This is a genomic window from Enterobacter wuhouensis, from assembly GCF_004331265.1.
Lineage (GTDB): Bacteria > Pseudomonadota > Gammaproteobacteria > Enterobacterales > Enterobacteriaceae > Enterobacter > Enterobacter wuhouensis.
Genome location: NZ_SJOO01000003.1, coordinates 485,346 through 510,057, shown reverse-complemented (window position 1 = coordinate 510,057; position 24,712 = coordinate 485,346). Strand labels below are relative to the sequence as shown.

Annotated in this window: 12 protein-coding genes; 7 read left to right on the top strand and 5 right to left on the bottom strand. The window is 59.0% G+C overall.

Annotated elements, in window-relative coordinates:
• The first annotated feature begins 689 nt into the window (after positions 1–689).
• From E0L20_RS09950 to nudI, 7 genes are all read left to right on the top strand, one after another.
• A complete protein-coding gene (locus tag E0L20_RS09950) occupies positions 690–12,734 on the top strand; it encodes a BapA/Bap/LapF family large adhesin (protein WP_131633814.1) in 12,045 nt (4,014 codons plus the stop codon).
• A 73-nt stretch (positions 12,735–12,807) separates the two neighbouring features.
• On the top strand, positions 12,808–14,211 hold the full coding sequence (locus E0L20_RS09945) for a TolC family outer membrane protein (RefSeq protein WP_131633813.1): 1,404 nt from the start codon (positions 12,808–12,810) through the stop codon (positions 14,209–14,211).
• A complete protein-coding gene (locus E0L20_RS09940; RefSeq protein ID WP_131633812.1) occupies positions 14,208–16,400 on the top strand; it encodes a type I secretion system permease/ATPase in 2,193 nt (730 codons plus the stop codon). The genes E0L20_RS09945 and E0L20_RS09940 overlap by 4 nt, the downstream gene beginning before the upstream one ends.
• Before the next feature lie 10 nt (positions 16,401–16,410).
• The gene (locus E0L20_RS09935; protein ID WP_131633855.1) at positions 16,411–17,580 is read left to right on the top strand and encodes a beta-barrel domain-containing protein; all 1,170 of its coding nucleotides are present in this window, start codon (positions 16,411–16,413) and stop codon (positions 17,578–17,580) included.
• A gap of 282 nt (positions 17,581–17,862) precedes the next feature.
• Positions 17,863–18,162 carry a type II toxin-antitoxin system RelE/ParE family toxin gene (locus E0L20_RS09930; protein WP_131633811.1) on the top strand — a complete coding sequence of 100 codons (300 nt, stop codon included), beginning with the start codon at positions 17,863–17,865 and terminating at the stop codon, positions 18,160–18,162.
• Between the two features lie 10 nt (positions 18,163–18,172).
• Positions 18,173–18,520, top strand: coding sequence for a HigA family addiction module antitoxin (locus E0L20_RS09925; RefSeq protein ID WP_131633810.1), 348 nt, complete (start codon positions 18,173–18,175; stop codon positions 18,518–18,520).
• A 40-nt stretch (positions 18,521–18,560) separates the two neighbouring features.
• Positions 18,561–18,986, top strand: a complete 426-nt coding sequence (gene nudI / locus E0L20_RS09920) for a nucleoside triphosphatase NudI (protein ID WP_131633809.1) — start codon at positions 18,561–18,563, stop codon at positions 18,984–18,986.
• Positions 18,987–19,009: 23 nt separating this feature from the next.
• Here nudI and E0L20_RS09915 read toward each other — a convergent pair whose 3' ends face one another.
• From E0L20_RS09915 to E0L20_RS09895, 5 genes are all read right to left on the bottom strand, one after another.
• Positions 19,010–20,044 carry a fimbrial protein gene (locus E0L20_RS09915; RefSeq protein ID WP_131633808.1) on the bottom strand — a complete coding sequence of 345 codons (1,035 nt, stop codon included), beginning with the start codon at positions 20,042–20,044 and terminating at the stop codon, positions 19,010–19,012.
• 11 nt (positions 20,045–20,055) lie between these two features.
• Positions 20,056–22,584, bottom strand: coding sequence for a fimbria/pilus outer membrane usher protein (locus E0L20_RS09910; RefSeq protein WP_131633807.1), 2,529 nt, complete (start codon positions 22,582–22,584; stop codon positions 20,056–20,058).
• A gap of 43 nt (positions 22,585–22,627) precedes the next feature.
• The gene (locus E0L20_RS09905) at positions 22,628–23,287 is read right to left on the bottom strand and encodes a fimbrial biogenesis chaperone (RefSeq protein WP_131633806.1); all 660 of its coding nucleotides are present in this window, start codon (positions 23,285–23,287) and stop codon (positions 22,628–22,630) included.
• 45 nt (positions 23,288–23,332) lie between these two features.
• On the bottom strand, positions 23,333–23,875 hold the full coding sequence (locus tag E0L20_RS09900) for a fimbrial protein (protein ID WP_131633805.1): 543 nt from the start codon (positions 23,873–23,875) through the stop codon (positions 23,333–23,335).
• Between the two features lie 122 nt (positions 23,876–23,997).
• Positions 23,998–24,618: a LuxR C-terminal-related transcriptional regulator gene (locus tag E0L20_RS09895; protein WP_131633804.1), complete on the bottom strand. Its 621-nt coding sequence runs from the start codon at positions 24,616–24,618 to the stop codon at positions 23,998–24,000.
• Positions 24,619–24,712: the final 94 nt, after the last annotated feature.

Here is a 24,712-nt window from a genome sequence, read left to right as displayed (position 1 = left end):
GCCTTTTTATTTGCCTGCCGTTTAACCTCTTTTTCATCCTGATTAATATAAGCATGTATTTTTACTGAGTCTTTTCATTATTTCCCTTTCGCTAGCAGATTATGAATTCCCCACCAGAATATATTTAAAATATGTGCACAAACATAATATATCCTATAGCAAAAACTTTACCCTAACTTAAATGGCAATTAAGCCACCATTAACAAAAGCCCTGGAAATAATTTAATAATACGTCCATTCCGTTATTATCGCTTCGCTTACATATTAAATACCCTGCTTACTAAAAACACAAGTAATTGAAAAGGAAGACATTTTAAAAACCACTCCATGCACAATCACAATTAATTAATTCCACCTTCAACGTTACGCTCTGTCTTTACCGAAGCTTAATTTGCATATCCAGAGATTTATAGCTATATCATTTTTATACCGAAATAAATAAATTCCTCTATTAATCACAAGGTTTATAGCGCACATAAAATTAAAAACACAAATTCATCTGCACTAAATAAATAGATTCGTACTGATGTTGCCACTCATCGCGCTGGCGGGCATCGATCGCTCTAAAGAAAGTGACGGTAATTACTGTTTTAAACCCAGTAATTATGCCGGGAGCGCGCTTTACCCATAGCAAAGAGATGGCTCGACTCGTTTGCCGTCCATGACAACTCTGCTGGAGTAATAATAATATGAGCCAAATCTCTGTTATCTCGAAACTTACTGGCGTGGAAACAACTACGGAAGGTACTCAGGTTACGCTGAGCCATTCTTCTATCGTTGAACTTCATGTCGAGCGATCCGATATCGCCCAGTACGCGCGCAGTGGGAACGATCTGGTCATCACCCTCAACTCCGGCGAGGTGATCACCCTTAAGAATTTTTACGTCACTGATGCAGAAGGGGCGAGCCAGCTGGTGCTCGAAGAGAGCGATGGTGCCCTGTGGTGGATTGCTGACCCAACGGGTGCAGCGACATACGAATCTATCGCCTCCACCGACGTTTTGCTGGCAGCTGCAGGTAGCGATACCGGTGGCGCAGCCGTCTGGCCCTGGGTATTAGGAGGGTTAGCCGTAGCCGGAGGAATTGCCGTCGCGGCCAGCAGCGGCGGCGGCGGTGGTGGTGGTGGCGATGACGATAACGGTAACGTTGGCAACCCCGGAAATCCGGGCAATCCGTCCAATCCTGACACAACACCGCCCGATGCCCCTACCCGCCTGCAAATTTCAGGCGACGGTAAAACCGTCACCGGCAGCGCGGAGCCGGGAAGTACCGTTACGCTGAAGGACAGCGAGGGTAATGTGATAGGTACGGGTAAAGCGGGAAGCGACGGTTCGTTCACGATCAACCTCGGGACGCCGCTGACGAACGGCCAGGAAATCAGTGCGACAGCAACAGACAGCTCGGGGAATATCAGTAAAGAGGCGCACGCCACCGCACCTGACCTCACGGCCCCCGACGCGCCCGACATTGTTCTGGTGAATGACGACGTCGGCACGGTAACCGGCCCGGTCGGCAACGGGCAGCCTACCAATGATGCGAAACCCGCGCTGAGCGGCACCGGCGAGCCAGGCACAACCATCACTGTTTACGATAACGGCAAAGCCATTGGCACCACGACGGTTGATGCCGACGGTAAATGGACCTTTACGCCGTCGACGGCGCTGGCGGATGGCCCGCATGCCCTCACGGCAACGGCAACAGATGCGGCAGGCAATACCAGCCCGGCCTCCGGTACGGTCTCGTTTGTAGTGGATACCCTCGCGCCTCAGGCGCCGGTTATCACCAGCGTGACTGACGACGTGAACCCTAATACGGGCAGCGTCGGTAACGGCGGCAGCACCAACGATGCGCGCCCTACGCTCACCGGTACCGCAGAAGCGAATTCCACCGTCACCCTGTACGATAAAGGCGTTTTCATTGGCACCGTAAAAGCCGATGCCACCGGCAAGTGGACATTTACCCCTGAGGGTAATCTGGGCGAAGGCAGCCATCAGTTCACCGCAAAAGCCACCGATGCCGCCGGAAATACCGGTGCCGCCTCCGGCGGGTACGTCGTGATTGTCGATACGTCCGCGCCCGTGGTGCCGATTTTGGGCAGCGTGACGGATGACGTAGGGTCGATTAAAGGCCCGCTGACCAGCGGCCAGGTCACTGACGACACGCGCCCTACGTTCAACGGCTCGGGTGAAGCAGGTTCGGTTATTTCCTTCTATGACAAAGGCGTACTGATCGGTACCACAACCGTTTCCGCTAGCGGAACCTGGACCTTCACGCCAGCGGCAGCCCTGGCGGAAGGTTCCCATCAGATAACCCTGACCTCAACGGATGCGGCGGGTAACACGACGTCGGCAAACGGCAGCTTTAGCTTTACCGTGGATATCACGCCACCCGCAACGCCGGTGGCCGTCGTTGTCGATGACGCCAGAGGCTCAATTGTCGGGTCGGTACAGAACGGCGAAAGAACCGATGACACGCGCCCAGGCCTGAGCGGACAAGGTACGCCGGGCGACAAAATCACCATCTACGATAACGGCCAGCCCGTCGCCACCGTCACCGTGGGGTCAAACGGACTGTGGAACTACACGCCAACGACGCCGCTGGCAGAAGGATCGCACTCCATCACCGTGCGTGAAAGCGACGCGGCAGGCAACCTGAGCCAGCCTTCAGATCCGATCACCTTTATCGTCGATACCACGCCTCCAGCCCCCCCTACCGTCGATCCGATGGCGGATACCGGTATTTTTGTCACGGGTCAGGCGGAGCCTGGCAGCACGGTCTCTATCTACGACGGCAACACGCTGATTGGGCAAGGCCTTGCCGGTGCTGACGGTCACTTTTCCGTGCGGGTATCGCCTGCACAAACCGACGGTAAAGCGCTGACCGCGGTCGCAGAGGATGCCGCCGGCAACATCGGCAATCCTACGCCGTTTAACGCCAGCGACTCGGGCTTCCCGGATACGCCGATCATCATCCGCGTGGACAATGACAACGGCGCCGATCCCGTCTCCATCGGTTTTGGCCAGGCGACCAACGATAATACCCCGCTCATTAGCGGGACCTCCGTCGCGAATGCCACCATTACCCTTTATGACAACGGCAACCCCATCGGTACCGTCGTGGCGGATGCCAGCGGGGCATGGAGTTTCCCTTCAACCGTACTGCTTGATGCCACACACATTATCACCGCCACGGCGACCACCCCGGCGGGCACCAGCGGGGATTCCATCTCCTTTAACATTATCGTCGATACCGTTTCGCCTCCGGCACCGGACGACGTCGCGGTCTCTGCTAACGGCACGCAGGTAACGGGAACCGCGGAGGCGGGCAGCACCGTTACGGTGAAGGATGCGAACGGCGTTACGCTGGGCACCGCCGTTGCCGGGAACGACGGCAGCTTTACGGTGACGCTGAATACCCCGCAGAAAAATGGTGAAACCCTGACCGTCACCGCTACCGACAAAGCGGGTAACGGCAGCACCGGCACCGATGCCGATGCCCCGGACATCACCGCGCCAAACGCCCCAACCAACGTTGTGATTGCTCCCGACGGCACCAGCATCTCCGGGGATGCTGAACCCGGAAGCACGGTCACCGTCAAATATCCGGACGGCACCACGGTCGCGTCAGGTCCGGTGGGCACGGACGGCACATTCACCATTCCATTAATCCCTGCGCAAAACAACGGCCAGCTGCTGGACGTCAGCGCCAAAGATGACGCAGGCAACACCAGCCCGAACGCGGAAATCACGGCGCCGGACACCACGGCGCCCGATGCCCCAACCGGGCTGGTCGTTAGCCCGGATGGCACTACGCTGACCGGGAGCGCAGAGCCGGGCACCACGGTCACCGTGAAACAAGGGACCACCACCCTCGGCACGGGCAGCGTCGATGATAGCGGCAACTTCACGGTAACCCTCACGCCGCCGCAGAAAAATGGCGAGACCCTGGACGTCAGCGCCAAAGATCCTGCGGGCAATATTGGGGATTCCGCGCCGGTTAACGCCCCTGACGTGACCCCGCCGTCCTTACCGGTAATTGTTTCGCTGGAAGATAACGTCGAAGCTAACACCGGTTTGCTTAACAATAACGCCATCACCAATGACACGACTCCGCTGATCCGCGGAACCGGTGAGGCAGGCTCCATCATCTCCATTTTCGACAACGGCAGGCTGGTGGACACCGTGCAGGTCGACGGAAGCGGTAACTGGAGCTTTACGCCGCCTGCGCTGGGCCAGGGCGGGCATACCTTTACCACCTCCGCCGCCGATGCCGCCGGAAATAGCACCGGGCTCTCCAACAGCTGGAGCATTACCGTCGACACGCAGGCCCCTAACGCACCGGTCGTCAGCAGCGTGGTAGATGATGTTGCAGGCGTGACAGGAGCCATTACCAGCGGGCAGTTGACGAACGATAACCGCCCTACGCTCAACGGCTCTGGTGAACCCGGATCGACGATCACCATCCTTCTTGACGGAAGCCCTCTCGGTACCGTCGTCGTGGGGCAGAACGGTGCCTGGACCTTTACGCCGCCGTCCGTTATTCCTGACGGTAGCTATACGCTGACCACGACCGCCACCGATGCCGCCGGGAACAAAAGCGCGCCTTCCGCAGACTTTGCGCTGAATATTTTCACCGAAGCTCCGTCGGCGCCTGAGATTGGAACCATTACCGATGACGTGGGGCCCATTAAGGGGCCGGTCAATAACGGCGATCCAACCGATGACTCCTCGCCGCTGATCGCCGGGACCACCGATCCGGGGACGACCATTACCGTCTTTGACGGGGCCAACGCCATCGGCACCGCCACGGTGGATGGTGCAGGGAACTGGACCTTCACGCCAACCTCGCCGCTGACGGATGGCACGCATATTCTGACCGTGGTGGCCACCAACAGCGCGGGGACGACAACGACGTCCGAGCCGATCACGATTAGAGTCGACACGCTGGCACCGGATACGCCGGACACGCCGGCCGTGGTCGTGAATCCGGATGGCACGGACGTTACGCTTGGCTCGGGCGATATCACGCGTGATACCAACCCAACGCTGAGCGGAACGGGCACCGCGGGCGATACCATCACCATTTATAACGGGGATGACATACTGGGCACCGTGGTGATCCCGCCGGGCGGCACCTGGACCTGGACGCCGCCGGGTGGCCTGGACGACGGGACCTACAACCTGACGCTGACCGTCACCGCGAAGGACGGCGCCGGTAACGAAAGTGCGCCATCGCAGCCGATCCAGATAACGATCGACACCGAAGCGCCGGATACCCCGACGGCCCCGACCATTACCGACAACGTGGATCAAATTACAGGAACGATCGCGTCCGGCACGACAACCAACGACGACCGTCCGGTCTTTAACGGCACCGGCACGCCTAACGACGTCATCACCATTTACGATAGCGTGAACGGTGATACTGCCGTACAGATTGGCCAGGTGACCGTTGGCGCGGACGGTAAATGGACGTGGCGACCAGACCCGGACTCTCCGCTTGACGAAGCCAGCCACTCGATTACCACCACCGCAACGGATGAAGCGGGCAACGTTTCCGATCCGTCTACGGGGTTCACCTTCAGCGTGGATACCACCCCACCCGCGACGCCGGATATTCTCCTTGCCGGGGGGGCGACGTCAGGCGGCTCAACGGCTGACTCTACGCCAACCATTTCCGGTACCGGCAGTACCGGCGATAAGGTCATTATTTATAACAACGGCGTGGAGATCGCCCGCGTCGACGTCGTCGCCGGCGCGTGGTCATACACGCCGTCCACGCTGCCGGATGGAAAACTGACGCTGACCGCCTCCTCCCTGGATGCGGCCGGTAACGTGAGCGGCACCAGTCCGGCCTTCACCGTCACCATCGATACCGTCGCGCCGACAACGCCGCTGTTGACCGCGGTCGCCGACAGTAACCTTGTCGACGGCGTACACTTCACAAAAGATACCACCCCAACGTTGAGCGGAACCGGTGAACCCGGCTCAACCATCATTCTTGCCATCGACAATTTACCGACAACCAATTCCGCCGTGGTTCAGGCGGATGGCACCTGGACAATTACGCCAAATGTGGCGCTGGGCGATAATGCCACCCACACGATCCTGGTGAGCGCCACCGATGCGGCGGGCAATATTTCGAGTTCGACCACCGTCACGATAACCGTCGATAATCTGCCGCCGGTACAGCCTGCGGACCTGGCGCTGACCGAACAGGGGACGCCTCTCACCGGTACGGCTGAGGCCGGTACCACCATCATCGTGCGGGATGGCACAACCATCATCGGCACGGGCGTGGCCGGGCAGGACGGTACGTTCTCCATTGCCCTGACGCCTGCGCAGACCAACCCAACGACCCTGGAGGTTACGGCAACCGACGCCGCGGGCAACGTCAGCCCTGACGCGTCGTTTACCGTCGTTGATACCCCGGATCTGCCGGACATCCCGATTATCACCACCATCATCGATAGCGTGGGCCCCGTTACCGGCGATGTGAAAGGCAGCGCTTCCGACGACACCACGCCAACGCTTAACGGCACCGCCGTGGCAGGCAGCACCGTCACCATTTATCTTGATGGCGCGATACTGGATACCGTGGTCGCGGACGCCTCCACCGGGGCCTGGAGTTACACCCCGGGCGCGCCGCTGACGGAGGGGCTACACCGCTTTGAAGTCACCGCAACGGTCGGCGCGGACACCAGCGGTCTCTCTCCGGCCTCAACGGTAACCATTGATACTACCGCGCCGCTGGCACCGACCATCGGCGCCGTCACGGATGATGTCGGCCCCGGCACGGGCCCGCTGGCTAACGGACAGTCTACCAACGACGATCGGCCAACGCTGAGCGGCACCGCAACGCCGGGAGACACCATTTCCGTTTACGATAACGGTAATCTGCTTGGCACCGCACTGGTGGGCCCAACGGGCGCATGGAGCTTTACGCCTTCGACGGCGCTCAGCAACGATACCCATAGCCTCACCATCCGCGCGACCGATCCTGCCGGTAACCAGGGCCCTGCCTCCCCGCCGTTTGCCATCGTCGTCGATACGGTATCGACCACGCCGGTGATTACGGGCGCAGAGGATAACGTGGGCACGGTGGTCAACGTGCCGACCGGTGGGACCACCAACGATGCCACGCCGACGCTGTCCGGCACGGCGGAGGCCAACAGCACCATTGCTATTTTCGAAGGGGCGATCCAGATTGGCACCGTGCAGGCCAACGCATCGGGCGCCTGGACATTCACGCCGGCCTCGCCGCTGGCTGAAGGGAGCCATACCTTCAGCGTTATCGCCACCGACCCGCTGGGTAACGTCAGCACGTCATCCAATTCGTACAACGTTATTGTTGATACCGTCGCGCCAACGACGCCGGTCCTGAACACCGTGACGGACAACGTCCCGGGCGGCGTAAACGGGACGCTGACGTCGGGCCAGGTCACCAATGACAACACCCCAACCCTTGCCGGTACGGGCGCGGCGGGCTCCATTATCCATATCCTGGATGGCAGCAATGAAATCGCCACCGTCACCGTCAACGGCGACGGTACCTGGACGTGGACGCCGACCACCGCGCTGACGGAAGGGCCTCACAGCCTTCGCATCAATGCCAGCGATGCGGCAGGCAACGTCTCCGCCAACTCCCCGGTCTTCAATCTTACCGTTGATACCGTCGGCCCGACCGCGCCGGTTATCACCAGCGTGGTTGACGATATTGGCCCGGTCACCGGGGCGTTAACGACCGGTTCGGCAACCAATGACGCCTTGCCAACCCTCAACGGCACCGGGGAAATTGGCTCCACAGTTCATATCTTTGATAACAACGTGGAGATCGGTACCGCCGTGGTGAATGCTTCGGGTAACTGGACAATCACGCCGACGACCGGGCTGGCTGACGGACCGCATTCCCTGAGCCTCACGGCGACGGACGCGGCGGGGAACACCAGCACCGGCTCCACGCTGTTCGATTTGACCGTCGATACCAGCATCCCGAACCCGCCGGTGATTAGCACCGTTACCGACGATCGGCTGCCGTCGACCGGGACGCTGACCGACGGTCAGTCGACCAATGATACGCAGCCTGCCCTGGCGGGGACGGCAGAAGCCAACGCCACGATCCGTATCTACGACAACGGGGTGCTAATCGCCCAGACGACGGCGGATGGCTCAGGCAACTGGACCTTCACGCCAACGGATCCGCTGGCCAACGGCAGCCATACGCTGACGATGACGGCGACCGATGCGGCAGGTAACCTCAGCCAGCCGTCGGCAGGGTTCACGGTGGTCGTGGATACCGTTGCCCCCGTCGCCCCAATCATCAGCCAGGGCGTTGACGATCAGGGCACGATCACCGGCTCGTTCGGCAGCGGTCAGGTCACCGACGATACGCTGCCGACGATCGGCGGCACCAGCGAGGCCAACGCCGTCGTGCGTCTGTTTGAGAACGGCACGCAGATTGGCCAGGCCACGGCGGGCGCGGACGGTAAATGGTCCATCCAGCTCACCACGCCGCTGGCAAACGGCAACCATACCCTCACCGCAACGGCAACCGATGCGGCGGGCAACGTCAGCCCATCGTCCGGTAACTTCGTGGTGAATGTGGATACCACGCCGCCAGCCGTACCGGTGCTCACCTCCGTTGTTGATGATGTTGGCACCACCGTCAATCTGACCAACGGTCAGGTGACCAACGATGCCTTGCCTACCCTCAACGGCACCGCAGAAGCCGGCTCAACGGTGAATATCTACGATGGCACCACCCTGATTGGCAGCGTGGTCGCCACCGGCGGAAGCTGGAGCTTCACCCCAACCACCGCCCTGGCGGACGGCCCGCACACGCTGACCGTCAGAGCAACCGACGCGGCGGGCAACGTCAGCGCGCCGACGACGGGCTTCGCGATCGTTGTTGACGCAACGGTGCCGAACGCGCCGGTCATCAGCTCGATTGTCGATGATGTGGGCACCGTCACCGGACCGATTACCGGCAACAACCCGACGAACGATACGCGTCCAACGCTTAACGGCACGGCCGAAGCCAACGCCACCGTGCGCATCTACGACGGCACCACGCTCGTGGGCACCGTCACCGCCGACGCCAACGGCAACTGGACGCTGCCGCAGACCAGCACCACGCTGACGGAAGGACAGCATAACTTCACCGCCACCGCGACCGACGCGGCGGGCAACACCAGCCCGGCGTCGCCAATTAGCTCGATTACCGTGGATGTGACGCCGCCTGCGCTGCCGCTGGCGCTCGCCGTCATCACCAACGGGACGCACGTCACCGGTACGGCCGAAGCGGGCAGCACGGTGACCATCACCAGCAGCACCGGCACGGTACTGGGCACGGCAACGGCGGACGGTAGCGGCAGCTTTAACGTCACCATCAGCCCGGCGCAGACCGGCGGCGAAACGCTGCTCGCCTTCGCCACTGATAAAGCGGGTAACGCCGGTTCCAGCGCCTCGGTCACGGCCCCCTTCACCACCCTGCCGAACGCGCCGGTTATCGCCACCATCAACGATAACGCTGGCACCATCACCGGGAATCTGACCAACGGTAAGACCACCGATGACACCACCCCAACCCTGAGCGGCACGGCGCAGCCGAATTCCACCGTCACGCTGTATAACAACGGCGTGTCGATGGGGACGGTCGTGGCGGACGGGTCGGGCAACTGGACCTTCACCACGCCGGCGCTGAGTGAAGGCTCGCATGCCTTTACCGCCTCGGCGGCTAACGGTACGGGAACCGGGCCAATCTCCACGGCCACGACGGTGATTGTCGACATCACGGCCCCCAACACGCCTACTGGGGTATTTAACGCCGACGGCAGCGTGCTGACGGGGAATGCCGAAGCGGGCAGCACCGTTTCGATTCGCCTGGCGGACGGCACCACGGTCACCACCACGGCGGGGAGCAACGGCACCTACAGCTATACCTTCCTCAACAAGCAGACCGAAGGCCAGACGCTGCAAATCACCGCAACGGATGCCGCGGGCAACCCGTCCCAGCCGGGATCGGTCCTTGCGCCAGTGGTTCCGCTGTCGGCCAGCAGCAACGTCGAGGAGCTGGATATCAGCACCACGGCGACGGTCACTAACTCGCAGTACAGCGACTACGGCTTCCTGCTGGTGGGTGCGCTCGGCAACGTGCTGACCCTGCTCGGCAACGACACCGCACAGGTCGGCTTCACGGTGGGTAGCGGCGGCAGCGCGGATATCGCGGTCAATGCCAACGCCACCGGCGCGGTGCTGTCCCTGCTCAACACCCTTGAGCTGGTGGTGCAGCGTTTCGATAGCGTGAACGGCACCTGGACCACGGTTGTGGATACCGGCCAGCCGCAGTTCGCCGACCTGCTCACCCTGGGGGCAACCGGCGTTTCCCTGAACCTGAACGGCCTTGCCAGCGGCCAGTATCGCGTGTTGAGCTACAACACCAACCTGCTGGCAACCGGCTCCTACACCAGCATTGACGTAGGGGTGAAAGAGACCAGCGCAGGTACGGTGACCGGCGATACCAGCCTCGGCGGGAACGTGATTCTCGACGTTGACCCGACCACCGGCAGCGATAACGCGCCGGCGGGCACCACGGTGACTGCGGTGACCAATGCTCTGGGCGTAACGACCAACGTGACCGTCGACGGCACGGTGATTCAGGGGCAGTACGGCACCCTGACCATCAACCGCGACGGCAGCTACACCTATAACCTGACCAACACCAGCGCCTCGGTGGTGGGCCGCACGGAGAGCTTCACCTATACCATCACCCACAACGGTACCAGCGCGTCGGCAAACCTGGTGCTGTCTCTGGGAGCAGGCACCACCGCCAACAGCGTTGTGGCGGTGGACAACACGGCGTCGCTGACCTTTGACACCACCGTGCATGAAATCAATAACGGCACCTCCTCGCAGGGCGGCTTCACCGTCGTGGGCGTCAACCTTGGCAGTACGCTGGGGCTGAACCTGCTGGACGACCTGAGCAACCCGATCATCTACAGCGTGGAGGAAGGCACCACCCGCACCATGACCATCCAGGCCTCCGTGGGCGGCGTGGCCCTGGCGTCGGTGTTTGACCTGTACGTCTATAAGTTCAACGACGCCACCCAGACCTTCGAGCAGATGCGCGTCCAGCCGGGCTGGCTGCGCGCGCCGCTGCTGGGCGGAACCTCGTCAACGCTGACGCTGAACCTGCCGTCCGGGGAGTACCTGTTCCTGCTCAACACCGCGGCAGGCATCACCGCCCTGACGGGCTATACGCTGAACGTGCTGGAAGATCACGTCTACAGCGTGTCGAGCGTCAGCGCCAGCACCACCGGTAACGTGCTGGCGGATGATATTGCCCCATCCGGCACCGTGGTTTCAGAAGTGAACGGCGTCACGGTCAATAACAGCGGCGTGACGACCATCGTCGGGGAGTACGGCACGTTGACCATCAACGCGTCGGGGCAATACACCTACACCCTGAAGAGCGGTGTCGGCGCGGACCACATCAGCACGCCGGATACCTTCGTCTACACCATCAAGGCGCCAAACGGGGCGAAGGACACCGCATCGCTGAACATCACCCCAACCGCAAGGGCGATGGACGCCGTGAACGATATCAGCCACGTGCTCGACGTCACCTCGGTACACCACACCACGGGTTACTCCGACACCAGCGTGGGGAGCGCAAGCTGGAACTCAGCCCTGCTGGCCACCACCTCGGGCAGCGGCAGCGGCACCTTTGTGGTGGACGCCAACACCGCCCTGCACGACATTGTGCTGCACTTTAACGTGGCATCACTTCTGACGCTGGGCGGGCTGACGGTCAACTGGGCGATTTCTCAGGGCGGTACCACCCTCAAAACGGGCTCGTTTGGCGGCGGTCTGCTGCTGGGAGGCAATGCTGATATTGCCGTTACCGGCCTCGATCTTAACGCAGGCACCTACACGCTGAGCTATACCGGCAGCGTACCGGCGCTGGGTCTTGGCAGCGTCACGATCACCCCGAGCGTCACCGGCACCACCTACTCGCTGACCCAGTATGACTCCACCAGCGGCCACACCGTCAACGGCAACATCTTTGACGGTACGGACTCCGCCGGGGCGATGGATCAGCTGCACTCGGTGGACACCCGCCTGAGCGTAACCGGCTACAACGGCGTGACCACCACGCTGGATCCTTACACCGGCAGCGCCACCGTCAATATCGTCGGCCACTACGGCACCCTGGCGATTGGCGCAGACGGTCACTACACCTACACCCTGAACAGCGGCGTTTCGCTCGCCACCATCACCTCGAAGGAGGTCTTTAACTACACCCTGACCGACGCGGCGGGCAAAACGGATACCGCCTCGCTGACCATCAACATGGCGCCGCAGTTCATCAGCTCGGAGCATAACGACGTGATCACCGGCACGGCCTATGCGGACACCCTGATTTACCAGGTGCTGAACAACGCGGCGGGCAACGCCACGGCGGGCAACGTCAACAGCACGGTGGGCGATCACTGGACCAACTTCTCGCTGGCGCAGGGAGACAAGATCGACATCGGCGATCTGCTGGTGGGCTGGAACGGTAGCGCCTCAACGCTGGGTAATTATCTCCATGTTACTCAAAGCGGTGGCAACACTGTGATCTCCGTCGACCGTGATGGTGCAGGGAGCACCTACACTAATACAACGCTCGTTACGCTTGATGGCGTTCAGACCACCTACGACGAGCTTGTTAACCAGCAGCACATCATTACCTGATAGCAAACCAAATGACCCGGGCGCAGCAGCGCCCGGGCAAAATAAAGCAGTACTCTTTTATTAGGGATAAGACATGGGAAAGAAGATGCCTTACTGGTGGCTCTCGTGCTGCCTGATATCTGTGCCCGCAACGGCCGCCAACCCGGCGGCGACGATCAATACTGAACAACTGCGCGAAACGCAGGAACTCCCCTCTTTGAATGGTCGCGTGGCCCCCATGCCGGGCAACGCCGCCCCCGGCACGCTCCAGCTGGGTGAAGCGGTGAATCGCGCCGTTACCTGGCACCCCGCCATCAGCGAAGCGGTGGGGAAACTCTACCAGCAGAGCGAAAACGTGGACGTCGCCAGATCGAAATACTATCCGCAGGTCAACGCCGGAATGGAAAACGGCTACACCCACGACGGCAGCGACAACGGTTTTACGCCGTCGCTGGTGCTCTCCCTTTCGCAAATGCTCTACGACTTTGGCAAAGTGGCAAGCCAGGTGCGCGCCGAAAGCGCGGGCGTCGCCCAGCAGCAGGCTAATGTGCTGGTGAGCATCGACACCATCGCCCACGACACCGCCATCGCCATGGTGCAAGTGCAAACCTGGCAGCAGATGGTGGAGACCGCGAAAGAGCAGCTCGACGCCCTCTCCTCGATCGGAAAGCTGACGAAGCTGCGCAACGACGAGGGGGCCACCTCGCTCTCTGACGTGGTGCAGACCGACGCCCGTATCGAAGGCGCCCGCGCGCAGCTGATGCAGTATCAGGCCAGCCTCGACAGCTCCCGCGCCACGCTGATGAGCTTTCTCGGCTGGAACAACCTGAACGAGGTCAGCAACGACTTCCCGCAAAGCCTGGCCCGCAGCTGCGACATCGCCGAGCCGGACGATCGTCTGGTGCCCGCCGTACTGGCGGCCTGGGCGCAGGCTAACGTCGCGCAGGCCAACCTGGACAATGCCAACGCGCAGATGACGCCGACCATTTCGCTCGAACCGGAAGTGCGCCACTACCTTAACGACCGCTACGCGGGCAGCGAGACGCGGGACCGCACTCAGTATTCCGCGTGGGTAAAGGTGCAGATGCCGCTCTATCAGGGAGGCGGCCTCACCGCCAGGCGTAACGCTGCCGGACATGCGGTGGAATCCGCGCAGTCCACCATTCAGCGCACGCGCCTCGACGTCCGGCAAAAATTGCTGGAAGCCCGCAGCCAGGTCATGAGCCTGATGAGCACCCTGCAAATTCAGGGACGCCAGGAGGCGCTAAGCGCCCGCACCCGCGAGCTTTATCAGCAGCAGTATCTCGATCTCGGCTCGCGCCCGCTGCTCGACGTCCTCAACGCCGAGCAGGAGGTCTACCAGGCGCGCTTCACCCAGCAGCAGACCGCCGGACAGCTGCATCAGCTTCAGCTGAACTGCCTGTACAACACCGGACGCCTGCGCCATTCCTTCGATCTTGACAACCGCACCATCCAGACCGTGGAGATCCAGCCATGAAGCAAAGTGACATCCCGCAGGGTGAGATCGTAACGGACGAGGAGCTGGAACAGTGGGCGCAGGCGTTTGGCTATGTCGCCACCCGCTACCGCGTGGCCTGCTCGCCCGGGGCGCTGATCGCGGGCGCCCCGTGGCTGAAGGGTAAACCTATGGTTCCGGCGCTGACCCAGCTCGCCCGCGAGGCCGGGCTGTCGTTTCAGCTGCTCACGGCGGATCAGCAGTCCATCAACAGCTGGCGGCTGCCGGTAGTCGTGGCGCTGGACGAAGGCAAAATCGGCGTCATCGAGCATTTCGACGGCGAGGACACCCTTGAGGTGATCTTTTTCGACGGCAAAACGCACACCAACCGCCTGTCGATGAGCGCGATGCTGCCCGCCATCCGCCACGTTATCGCCCTGCGCCCGCTGGCGGCGCTGAAGGACAGCCGCGTTGATGCCTATATCTCCAAATACCGCCCGGACTGGCTTTATCGCCTGGTCATGCGCGACCTCCGCCCCTACAGCTGGGTGATGCTGGCGGCGCTGTTTATCAACGTGCTGTCGCTGTCGGGGATTGTCTTTTCCATGCAGGTGTATGACCGGGTGATCCCCGCTCAGTCCTACCCCACGCTCTACGTGCTGACCATCGGGGTGCTGATTGCTACCCTGTTTGGCTTCGTGCTGCGCGTGGCGCGCGGGCACATTATGGATCTGCTGGGCAAGCGATCGGATCTGCGGGTGTCGGATCGCGTATTCGGCCACGCCCTGCGCCTGCGCAACAGCGCGATCCCCCGCTCCACCGGCAGCTTTATCTCGCAGCTGCGCGAGCTGGAGCAGATCCGCGAGATGGTCACCTCCTCCACCATCTCGACCATTGTCGATCTGCCGTTCTTCCTCCTGTTCGTGGTGGTGCTGGCGATCATCGCTCCGCAGCTGGCGTGGATCGCCCCGGTCGCGGCAGTGATCATGGTGCTCCCCGGCCTGCTGCTGCAAAAGAAGCTGGCGGAGCTGGCGAAGCAGTCCGCGCATGAATCCACCCTGCGCAACGCGGTGCTGGTGGAGAGCGTGCAGGGGCTGGAGGACATTAAGCTGATGCAGGCGGAAAACCGCTTTTTGCAGCAGTGGAACAGCTATATCCAGATCACCGCAGAGTCCGGCCTGCGCACCCGCGAGCTGACGCAAAACCTGATCAGCTGGGGGATGACCATCCAGAGTCTCGTCTACGCAGGCGTCATCGTGGTCGGTGCGCCCATGGTGATCGACGGCACCTTAACCACCGGTTCGGTGGTGGCCGCTTCGATGCTGGCCTCGCGCATGATCGCCCCGATGGCGACCCTGTGCGGCGTGCTCGCCCGCTGGCAGCAGGTGAAAGCGGCGAAGGAAGGTCTGGACAGCATCATGCAGCTGCCCACCGAAAACCAGCGCGAAGAGACGCCGATCCGCCAGGACGTGCTGCGCGGCCACTACCTGTTCGAGCAGGCGCAGTTCCGCTATCACCCGGAAGATCCGCGCATGGCGCTGCGCATCAACCGCCTGGAGATCAGGCCGGGTGAGAAAGTGGCGATCCTCGGGCGCAACGGCGCGGGCAAATCGACCCTGCTGCAGGCCATGGCCGGGGGGATGGATCTGGCCGCAGGGGAGCTGCGGCTCGACAACTTCAGCCTGCCGCATCTGGACGTGGCGGACGTGCGGCGTAACGTCGGCTTTATGACCCAGAACGCGCGGCTGTTTTACGGCAGCCTGCGGGAGAACATCACGCTCGGCATGCCGCGCGCCACGGATGAAGAGATCTTCGAGGTGCTGGAGATGTGCGGCGCAGCGGGCTTTGTGCAGAAGCTGCCGAAGGGGCTGGACTATCCGATTATGGAGAACGGCGTGGGGTTATCGGGCGGGCAGCGGCAGTCTATCCTGCTGGCGCGCATGCTCCTGCGCGACCCGAATATCGTGCTGATGGATGAACCCACCGCGTCGCTTGATGAACACACCGAACGGGAATTTATCCAGCGTCTGGGGGCCTGGCTCGGCAACCGCACGCTTGTCGTCGCCACCCACCGCGTGCCGGTGCTGGAGCTGGTCGAGCGCGTAGTGGTACTGAAAGAGGGCATGCTGGTAATGGACGCCCCGAAAGCGCAGGCGCTGAGCAACAGCCGCATGCAGCAACAGCAGCAGGCAACCGGACGGGAGTGGAAAAATGAAAATCAATCAGCGTGACGTTGCCGCCATGGACGACCTGGACAACGCGCTCGACTCCGAAAGCGGCTACACCGGCGCGCGGCGGATCGTCATCTTCTCTCTGTTATTGTTTGTTGCCGTTGGGATCTGGGCGTGGTTTGGCGTGCTGGATGAAGTCTCAACCGGAACGGGCAAGGTGATCCCCAGCTCGCGCGAGCAGGTTTTGCAGTCGCTCGACGGCGGTATTCTGACCGAGCTTAACGTTCACGAGGGCGATCAGGTGCAGGCCGGACAGGTGCTGGCGCGGCTGGACCCGACGCGATCGGAATCGAACGTTGGGGAGAGCGCCGCGCGCTATCGGGCATCGCTGGCCTCCAGCGTGCGTTTATACGCCGAGGTGAACGATCTGCCGCTGAAGTTTCCCCCTTCGCTGGCGAAATGGACGGATCTGATCGCCGCCGAAACCCGGCTCTACAACTCCCGCCGCGCGCAGCTGGAGGATACCCAGCGCGAGCTGCGCGCAGCGTTAGATCTCGCGAATAAAGAGCTGGCGATCACCCAGCGTCTGGTAAAAACCGGCGCGGCGAGCCACGTTGAAGTGCTGCGCCTGCAGCGGCAAAAAAGCGACCTGGAGCTGAAGCTGACCGACGTGCGCTCGCAGTATTACGTGCAGGCCCGCGAAGCGTTATCCAAAGCCAACGCGGAAGTGGATATGGTGTCGGCGGTACTGAAGGGGCGTGAGGACTCCGTCACGCGCCTGACGGTGAAATCGCCCGTGCGCGGGATCGTGAAAAACATCAAAGTCACCACCATCGGCGGCGTCATTCCCCCCAACGGAGAGCTGATGGAGATCGTGCCGGTGGACGATCATCTGCTGATTGAAACCCGCCTGTCGCCGCGCGATATTGCCTTTATCCACCCTAACCAGGAAGCGCTGGTGAAGATCACCGCGTACGATTATGCCATCTACGGCGGGCTGCACGGCGTGGTCGAAACCATTTCGCCGGACACCATTCAGGACGAGGCCAAGCCTGAAGTGTTCTACTACCGCGTGTTTATCCGCACCAGCCAGGATTACCTGGTGAATAAGGCGGGCAGGCATTTTTCGATCGTGCCGGGGATGATCGCGACGGTGGATATCAAGACCGGGGAAAAAACGGTGCTGGATTATATGATCAAGCCGTTTAACCGGGCGAAAGAGGCGCTGAGGGAGCGGTGATACATTGCCGGGTGGCGGCTACGCCTTACCCGGCCTACAAAACCTCAAACTGCACAATCAATCCCCTCGCCCCTCTGGGGAGAAGGTTAGGGTGAGGGGAAAATCGGCAATCGTATACATATTCCCTGAATCCGCCTCGAAGAATCATCTTTCTATGTCGCCGTCGGCTTTCCTCAAGTCCTACTCCAGGTATATTATTCTCGCACCAAATATTGCACTTGCGCACAGTGCGGGAGTGCATTAATATCCACTCAGCTTCACGGATCGGAGCTAACCAGTATTATGATTAATCATTTTCGCGATCAATGGCTTATGGATTTCTTTCTCTATGGAAAATCATGCAACATCATTCCAGCGAGCCTGGAATCTGCCCTGGCGAGAAAGCTAGATATCATCAACGCAGCAACCTCTCACCGGGATCTAAGATCCCCGCCAGGGAATATGTATGAATTGTTGAATCCCCCACTCGCAGGATTTTCATCAATTCGCGTAAACAGGCAATACAGGCTGGTTTTCCGGTGGACAGAGGGCAAAGCAAACGATCTCTACCTCTCAGCACACAAGTACACGCCACACAAATGAGGTATCCCATATGACTCTACAACAGGCACTACGCAAACCCACCACGCCGGGCGATGTCTTGCAATATGAATATCTTGAGCCGCTCAATCTGAAAATTAGCGACCTTGCAGACATGCTTAACGTGCACCGAAACACCATCAGCGCTCTGGTCAATAATAATCGTAAACTAACTGCTGATATGGCGATCAGGCTGGCTAAAGCGTTTGATACCACGATTGAGTTTTGGCTGAACCTGCAGCTCAACGTTGAAATATGGGAAGCGCAAACTGACTCACGGACTCAGGAAGAGTTAAGCCGTATTAAGACAGCGGCTGAAATCATTGCAAAACGAAAATCAGGCCAGCCCGACGTGGCCTAAAAGGCACGGTGTTAACTTACTCATCTTTCAGGAAGAAACCATGCGTCAACGTTCTATTGTCTGCCCCATCATTCAGAACGACGGGGCTTATCTGCTGTGCAAAATGGCCGACGATCGCGGCGTGTTCCCCGGCCAGTGGGCGCTCTCCGGCGGTGGAATGGAGCCCGGCGAAACGATGGAACAGGCGCTGCGCCGCGAAATCCGCGAGGAGCTGGGGGACGCGCTGGAGATTACCGAGGTGAAGCCCTGGGCCTTCCGCGATGACATACGGGTGAAAACCTATGCCGACGGCACCACGGAAGAAATTTATATGATTTACCTGATCTTCGACTGCATCAGCGCCAACCGCAGCGTAACCTTCAACGAAGAGTTTCAGGAAATTGCCTGGGTGCGCCCGGCGTCGTTGAAATCGCTGGATTTGAACGAGGCCACGCGCGTCACCTTCGCGCAGAAAGGCCTCCTCTAAACTCAGGTGCAGTCCCGACGGCGTTACCTGAACGTTACGGTGAAGGTGGCCGTCGCGCTGTAATCCCCTAACAGGGGCGCGTTCGTCGTCCAGACAAACCCCGCGTAATAATCTCGCGTAAGCCGATCGCCGCTAATTACCCCTATCGTCTGCGGCGTGTTCAAGGCGATGCGCGGCTCCATCAGGCTGTTGGCGGAAATGATAAAGCCAAAGCCGCTGTTCGTCGCCGGCATGATAATCGCGCCATCCTTAACCGGATTCGTCGAGCCGAGGGTCATGAGCAGCGTCTCGCCGGTGCAGGTTTTACCGCTGGCTTCGCGGGTCAAATCAACCTGCAGGGTAAAAGGTTTGGTTTTCTCAATTTTCCCCGGCGTGGCCCAGCTGCCGTTGATGACCCCAAAGTCGAGCGTATCGGGCACCAGCATCACTTTTGGCGTGCAGGCCAGGAAGGTGATTTTATCCAGCCCGGTGATCGTCAGGTTAAAGTTGCCGTCCTGAGTGACAGTTCCACCCCGCAGGCCGCCTACGCCATCCACCTGAAAGAGCGACAGGCTGACGTCGCCCATCACCTTGCCATCCGACGCAGCAGGCAGCCCCGTCGTTTTAATATACACCTGATAAGTCAGGGAAAAGGTCTGCGAAGTGGCCTTCGAGGTGCAGCCCCCCTTCCCGTCAGGCGTACACATCGTGCCGGGACCGATTTCGATCTTGTCGCCCTTCTTCAGCTTGTAATCAACGTTCCTGAAGGTGATGCCGATCTCCAGCGAGTTGTGAACATTTTTCACCGCATCCTTCGGATCCAGCCATAAAAAGGCGCTTTCCCCTTTTGGGAAATTATCCGTATCGGAACAGGTAAACGTCGCCGTAATCGGCGCGGAAACCCATATCTTGGTGTTGGTGCCAAAATCCCCCACGGACGCCTTGATCACGCTGTCTATAGCCACATACTGACTCACCGAGCCCTGCGCCTTGCAGGTCAGGGCCATCACGGTTGAAGAAAATAACCCGAAGCAAAACACTACGGCGGCGTAGAGTATGTGTCGTCCTTGAAATTGCATTACCTTCTCCTTTATCGACAAATGGCGGCGATCTCACGGTATCCCGCGCCAGCCTGGTCAACCGGATGCCCGTCTGGCAGCTGGATGCGGCACTGCTCATCCGCCCCTTCGCCCCAGCGGATCGTGATGGTCTCCCCTGCCGTTACGCCAGAGACAAAAATATCCCCATCCGTTCCGACGATGCCGTTGTTACGATCGCCCCGGCTGTAGGCTTGCGCCCCAACCGGTGGAACGCTGTTATCCGGTCGCCTGCTGTGGATCAGCACGCTCTCCCCTCGCCAGGTTTCAAACGTCACCCGGGTGATAGCGCCACGGGTAGGCACGTTATTCTGGGTCGCCAGAGGCACGTCGAGATCGTCCGGGAAATCACGGGTGTCTAACGACCAGGTGTTGTTGCGGTACGGGATCGCATTTGGCGCAACCGCATAGCCCGACGCGTCGATCCGCACGCCGGTCTGATTCATGACGCCCACGCCCTCCGCGTTCTGCGCTTCAATTAAGCTAAACGTGGTGCCCGGCGGCTGCGATAGCGTCACCCCGCCGCGGTGCGCAACGATTCCGCCCGAGAGGTTCATGCTCGTCTGCTGCATATTTTCCGCCGTGGAGTAGCCCAGCCACAGGTTCCCGGCACCGCCCCGGTAGCCCATGCTCATGTCGCCTGCCGTGCGTTCTGAATCATTCTGCTCTACCTGCACGGCATAGCTGAGGCGGTTATCTTCCAGCATGGACCCGCTTAGCCCGGCTGAAGAGGAGACGTTTCCGGCACGATCGGCATGGAGATCCGTGGTCGCCGTCGCCGGATGGCTGCCAAGGCTCAGCGGCAGCGACAGCCGCAGGTTGATGCTGCTGTCATTCGAGGCGTAATGGTTACGGGTATTTTGATAGTAAAGGCTCCAGGTCACGTTACCCAGCCGCGAGGTGAGCCCCGACTGTACGGAGGTATCCGTTTTGGCCCCTTTCCAGTAATTTTGCCTGCTGAACGTCAGATAAAACTGGCTTATCTCGCCAATCTGCTGGCTCATGGAGATATCCAGCCGGGATTTTTTGGTGGCATAGCTGGCGTCATAGCTGACCTCAGGCTTTGAAACCACCCACTCAGGATCGTCCAGGCGGGTGTCGTCCCAGTAATAGGTTTTGTACCGGCCATTGTCCCAGCGGCGGCGTTCCTGAACCGATTCCTGAAAATCGTAATAGCCGGAGGACGAGTAACGGTAGCCCGCCACCTGGAAATCCGTTCGGGAATCCAAAAACGACTTGGCGTAGAGAAAGCGGGCGCTGCCCCCCTGCTCGGCATCACCGCGCGCCAGACGCGTATCCGACAAGGCAAGATCGACCGACACCGCGCCAAAATGCCCCATATTTTGACCGACGCCCAGCGCCGCGCTCTGGTAGTGCTCGGCGGAAAGCAGGCCGCCAGACAGGGTGATCGTATCGCTTATCCCGTAGGAAAGCTGGCTTTCCGCAAATCCCGGGGCATAGCCATTCGCGCCGTCATGGTACTTCCCCGCGGCGACGTCATAGTTCCACTGCCCCTTGCGCACCAGGCCCGGCAGGACGGTATAGGGGATCACCAGATTGGTTTTGCGTCCGTCCGTTTCGATAATCGTCACGAACAGATCGCCGCTCTGGCTGACCGGCACAATATCGTCAAAAGCGAACGGGCCTGGCGGTACGTTAGTGGAGTAGATCAGGTATTTATTCTGCCGCACCTCCACGCGGGCGTTGCTTTCCGCCACGCCTCTGACAATCGGCGCATAGCGCGACTGGCTCTCCGCGCGCATCAATGGCTCCGAGGCCAGCTGCGCCCCGCGAAAAGGAATGCTGTCGAATAACACCGTGCCGGTGCTCGCCTGCCCAAACAGCAGGCGGCTCTTGAGCGAGGGAAGCGCCCTTTCCGCCCAGGACGAGACGTTTTGCCAGTGGCTCTCCTCCCCGCTTCGCTTTGTCAGGTTCGCCATATGACGAAAGCGCCACGCGCCGATATTGATGCCGTTATTGAGATAAAGATAAGCGTACTGGCTCTCCTGGCCGCTGCTCCTGACGTTGTTTGCCACCAGGTTGTAGTTTACAAAGGCGGCGTTAATGCCGTCGTCGTAACGCGTAGACGGGATCGCCCCGCGCGGCTGGGTGTGCATGCTAAGCTGGGGCACCTGAATATCCAGGCGATGCTCCGCCATCGTGAAGCCCATCGATGCCCCCGTCATCCGCTTTTCGAGGGGATAACAGCGCTCATCGTCTTGAGGGGGAATGGCGACGGACCAGTCGCGAAGCTGTTCTGCGCTGATGCAGGGGCGAAGCGATTTATCGGCGTTATCCCGCACAATCTCGACGTCGCGCTGATCGACCAGCTTCTGGTTTACATATATATCGAGTGAATAGGTTCCGGGAATAATGCCCGAATCAGGATCAATCAAATTAATGAAAGACCGATCCCCGCTACCGTGAAAGAATGAGGTGTTATATTCACTTTGCGCCGCGCACTCGCTGCCGGTAACCAGCAAAGAGGTGAGCGCACATAAGGGTATCCATGCTCGTTGCATAATGGTTCATCCATGACATTATTAACTAACCCGCAACGATGGCTTAATTTATTTTGACGTCAGCAATGCCGCCATAATCATTGATATAGGTTAAGCCAACGATCCGCGATCCTTTTGGAAACGTAATGGTTTCACTGCTAAAAGGTGAAATCATCGGCGCGGTCAGTTTTAACAGCTGCGACTGAGGAGGTTGAATAATTAGCTGACTCAGGCTGATATGCAGCGGCCCGTTATTTTTGACGACCACATTGCCTGCGTTCTTTACGAACGTTAAATGACTCACCTGATCCTCAAGCCTGGCGTTTAAGCCCGCTGGACGATAAAACAGCTTGAGGCGCGTCCGGATTGCCAGCTGCATCACGTTCGGCTCGCTGGCGCGCGGGGGAATTTCCTGAACGTTAATCCAGTACAGGCTTTCACGATCGGTCGGCAGTCCTTTACCGGAATAGATAAAACGCAATACCGCACTCTGGTCGGGTTTGACTTTCAGAACGGGCGGCGTGACGACCATCTCTTTGCCTGGCTTATCAGCATCTTCATCGAGCCAGGTCTGAACGATATAATTTTTCTCCGATGCGTTATGCAGCGTCAGGGAGGCAGATTTATATTCGCCAGAATAGATAACGCGTGAGCTTTCAATCTGCACGGCAGAAAAAGACGATGCGGAAAATAACGCCAATAGAATAAATGCGAGTGACTTCATGCTACCACCCTAACAGCAGGCCCGTCGGGCCTGCTTCCGTTAATATTACTGTTGTACGATAGTAAAGGTGGCCGTTGCGTTTGCTTCCCCGGAGGTTAACGCGCTCTGGTTGTAGGCAAAATAGTTTGCTTTCAGATAAAACGTGCCGCCGCCGTTATCGGCCTCAGTAATGGTGATGCTGGCATCATCTTTATCAAGGGTTTTGGATAGGGTGATATTTTTATCGGCAATATCCTTAATTTTAATCCCCACCCCTTTCGCCGTAGAAGCATCACCCGCGTTTTCTAAATCAAGAATGTTCTGTTGACCAGACGGACTCACGCCGTCGAGAACCAGATAGTAAGTACCCGGTTTGCAGTTCGTCATATTGATGGCAAAGCCGACTTCCGGGCCTTCGGCATCGCTTTGCAACCTTTCAACCGGCACCGTACCCATTGGCACATCGATTTCTGCTGCCGCACCGCCCGATATCTGGCAGGTTGACGATCCAATTTTACCAATAAACTTGAGCTTGCCGTCTGCCGCATGGGCAAAAGAGGTAGCGAGACCCATAACAACCATTGCCGCGCAAAGTGATTTCAATTTCATATACAGCTCCTTCTGTTTTTAAGACGATATAACTGGCGATTAACGATGAAGTTATTCAATTCTCGATGACGTATTAAATTTGTAGCACATTACAGCGAATCATTTCCCTCTGAGCATCCTTCTCAGCTCATTTTGATATCCGTGGTGAGATAGTTATACAGCCCCGTCAGGCTATCAACGTGCAGCTTGGTATAAATATTGCGCCGGTGAATGCTCACCATTTTTTCACTGATATCCACCTGCCGGGAGATCTCTTTATTACCTTTCCCTGTAATAAAAAACGGCATCAGATCAATTTCCCGATGCGTCAGATTTGAGTTTTTCTTAATCATCGCCCAGGTTCGGTTGGTGATGGATTTAGAAATAATCTGCCCCGCATTATCTTTAATCATAAAACGGCCTATTTTTTCACGCGACTCGCTATTATCAATTAAAATATCCGCAACAGAGTCCAGCAAAATATTCTCGGTAATGTCAACAATACGTTCATGGGTGGTAATAATGAGAATATTATCAAACGCGTTCTTACGCTTTAACTTTAATAGCAGCAGTAATAACCCATGATCGGCGATATAATAATCAATAATTATCGTCACCGGCGAGTCGGTCGCAAAATCACTCAGTATGCTGTACGCTTTTTTAAAGCTCAAAAAGCTGAGTTCACGTTTCTCTTTCGGACAGGTTTGTACGATTTCTTTAAGCCCAATCCTGAACCAGGCATTATCAGATACACAAATAATCATCGTCCGTAACCTTATACTGATCCATGTATAATATTCCGGGAATAAAGCCTGTGAATAGATTTAACCCTGTGCTATTGCCAAAAACTATCTAACC

Bases quoted from the DNA above. Each gene is read 5' to 3' on its own strand.
- nudI (WP_131633809.1), top strand. From the start codon at position 18,561: ATGCGTCAACGTTCTATTGTCTGCCCCATCATTCAGAACGACGGGGCT.
- E0L20_RS09895 (WP_131633804.1), bottom strand. From the start codon at position 24,618: ATGATTATTTGTGTATCTGATAATGCCTGGTTCAGGATTGGGCTTAAA.
- E0L20_RS09905 (WP_131633806.1), bottom strand. From the start codon at position 23,287: ATGAAGTCACTCGCATTTATTCTATTGGCGTTATTTTCCGCATCGTCT.
- E0L20_RS09900 (WP_131633805.1), bottom strand. From the start codon at position 23,875: ATGAAATTGAAATCACTTTGCGCGGCAATGGTTGTTATGGGTCTCGCT.
- E0L20_RS09935 (WP_131633855.1), top strand. From the start codon at position 16,411: ATGGACGACCTGGACAACGCGCTCGACTCCGAAAGCGGCTACACCGGC.
- E0L20_RS09930 (WP_131633811.1), top strand. From the start codon at position 17,863: ATGATTAATCATTTTCGCGATCAATGGCTTATGGATTTCTTTCTCTAT.
- E0L20_RS09925 (WP_131633810.1), top strand. From the start codon at position 18,173: ATGACTCTACAACAGGCACTACGCAAACCCACCACGCCGGGCGATGTC.
- E0L20_RS09940 (WP_131633812.1), top strand. From the start codon at position 14,208: ATGAAGCAAAGTGACATCCCGCAGGGTGAGATCGTAACGGACGAGGAG.
- E0L20_RS09915 (WP_131633808.1), bottom strand. From the start codon at position 20,044: ATGCAATTTCAAGGACGACACATACTCTACGCCGCCGTAGTGTTTTGC.
- E0L20_RS09910 (WP_131633807.1), bottom strand. From the start codon at position 22,584: ATGCAACGAGCATGGATACCCTTATGTGCGCTCACCTCTTTGCTGGTT.
- E0L20_RS09950 (WP_131633814.1), top strand. From the start codon at position 690: ATGAGCCAAATCTCTGTTATCTCGAAACTTACTGGCGTGGAAACAACT.
- E0L20_RS09945 (WP_131633813.1), top strand. From the start codon at position 12,808: ATGGGAAAGAAGATGCCTTACTGGTGGCTCTCGTGCTGCCTGATATCT.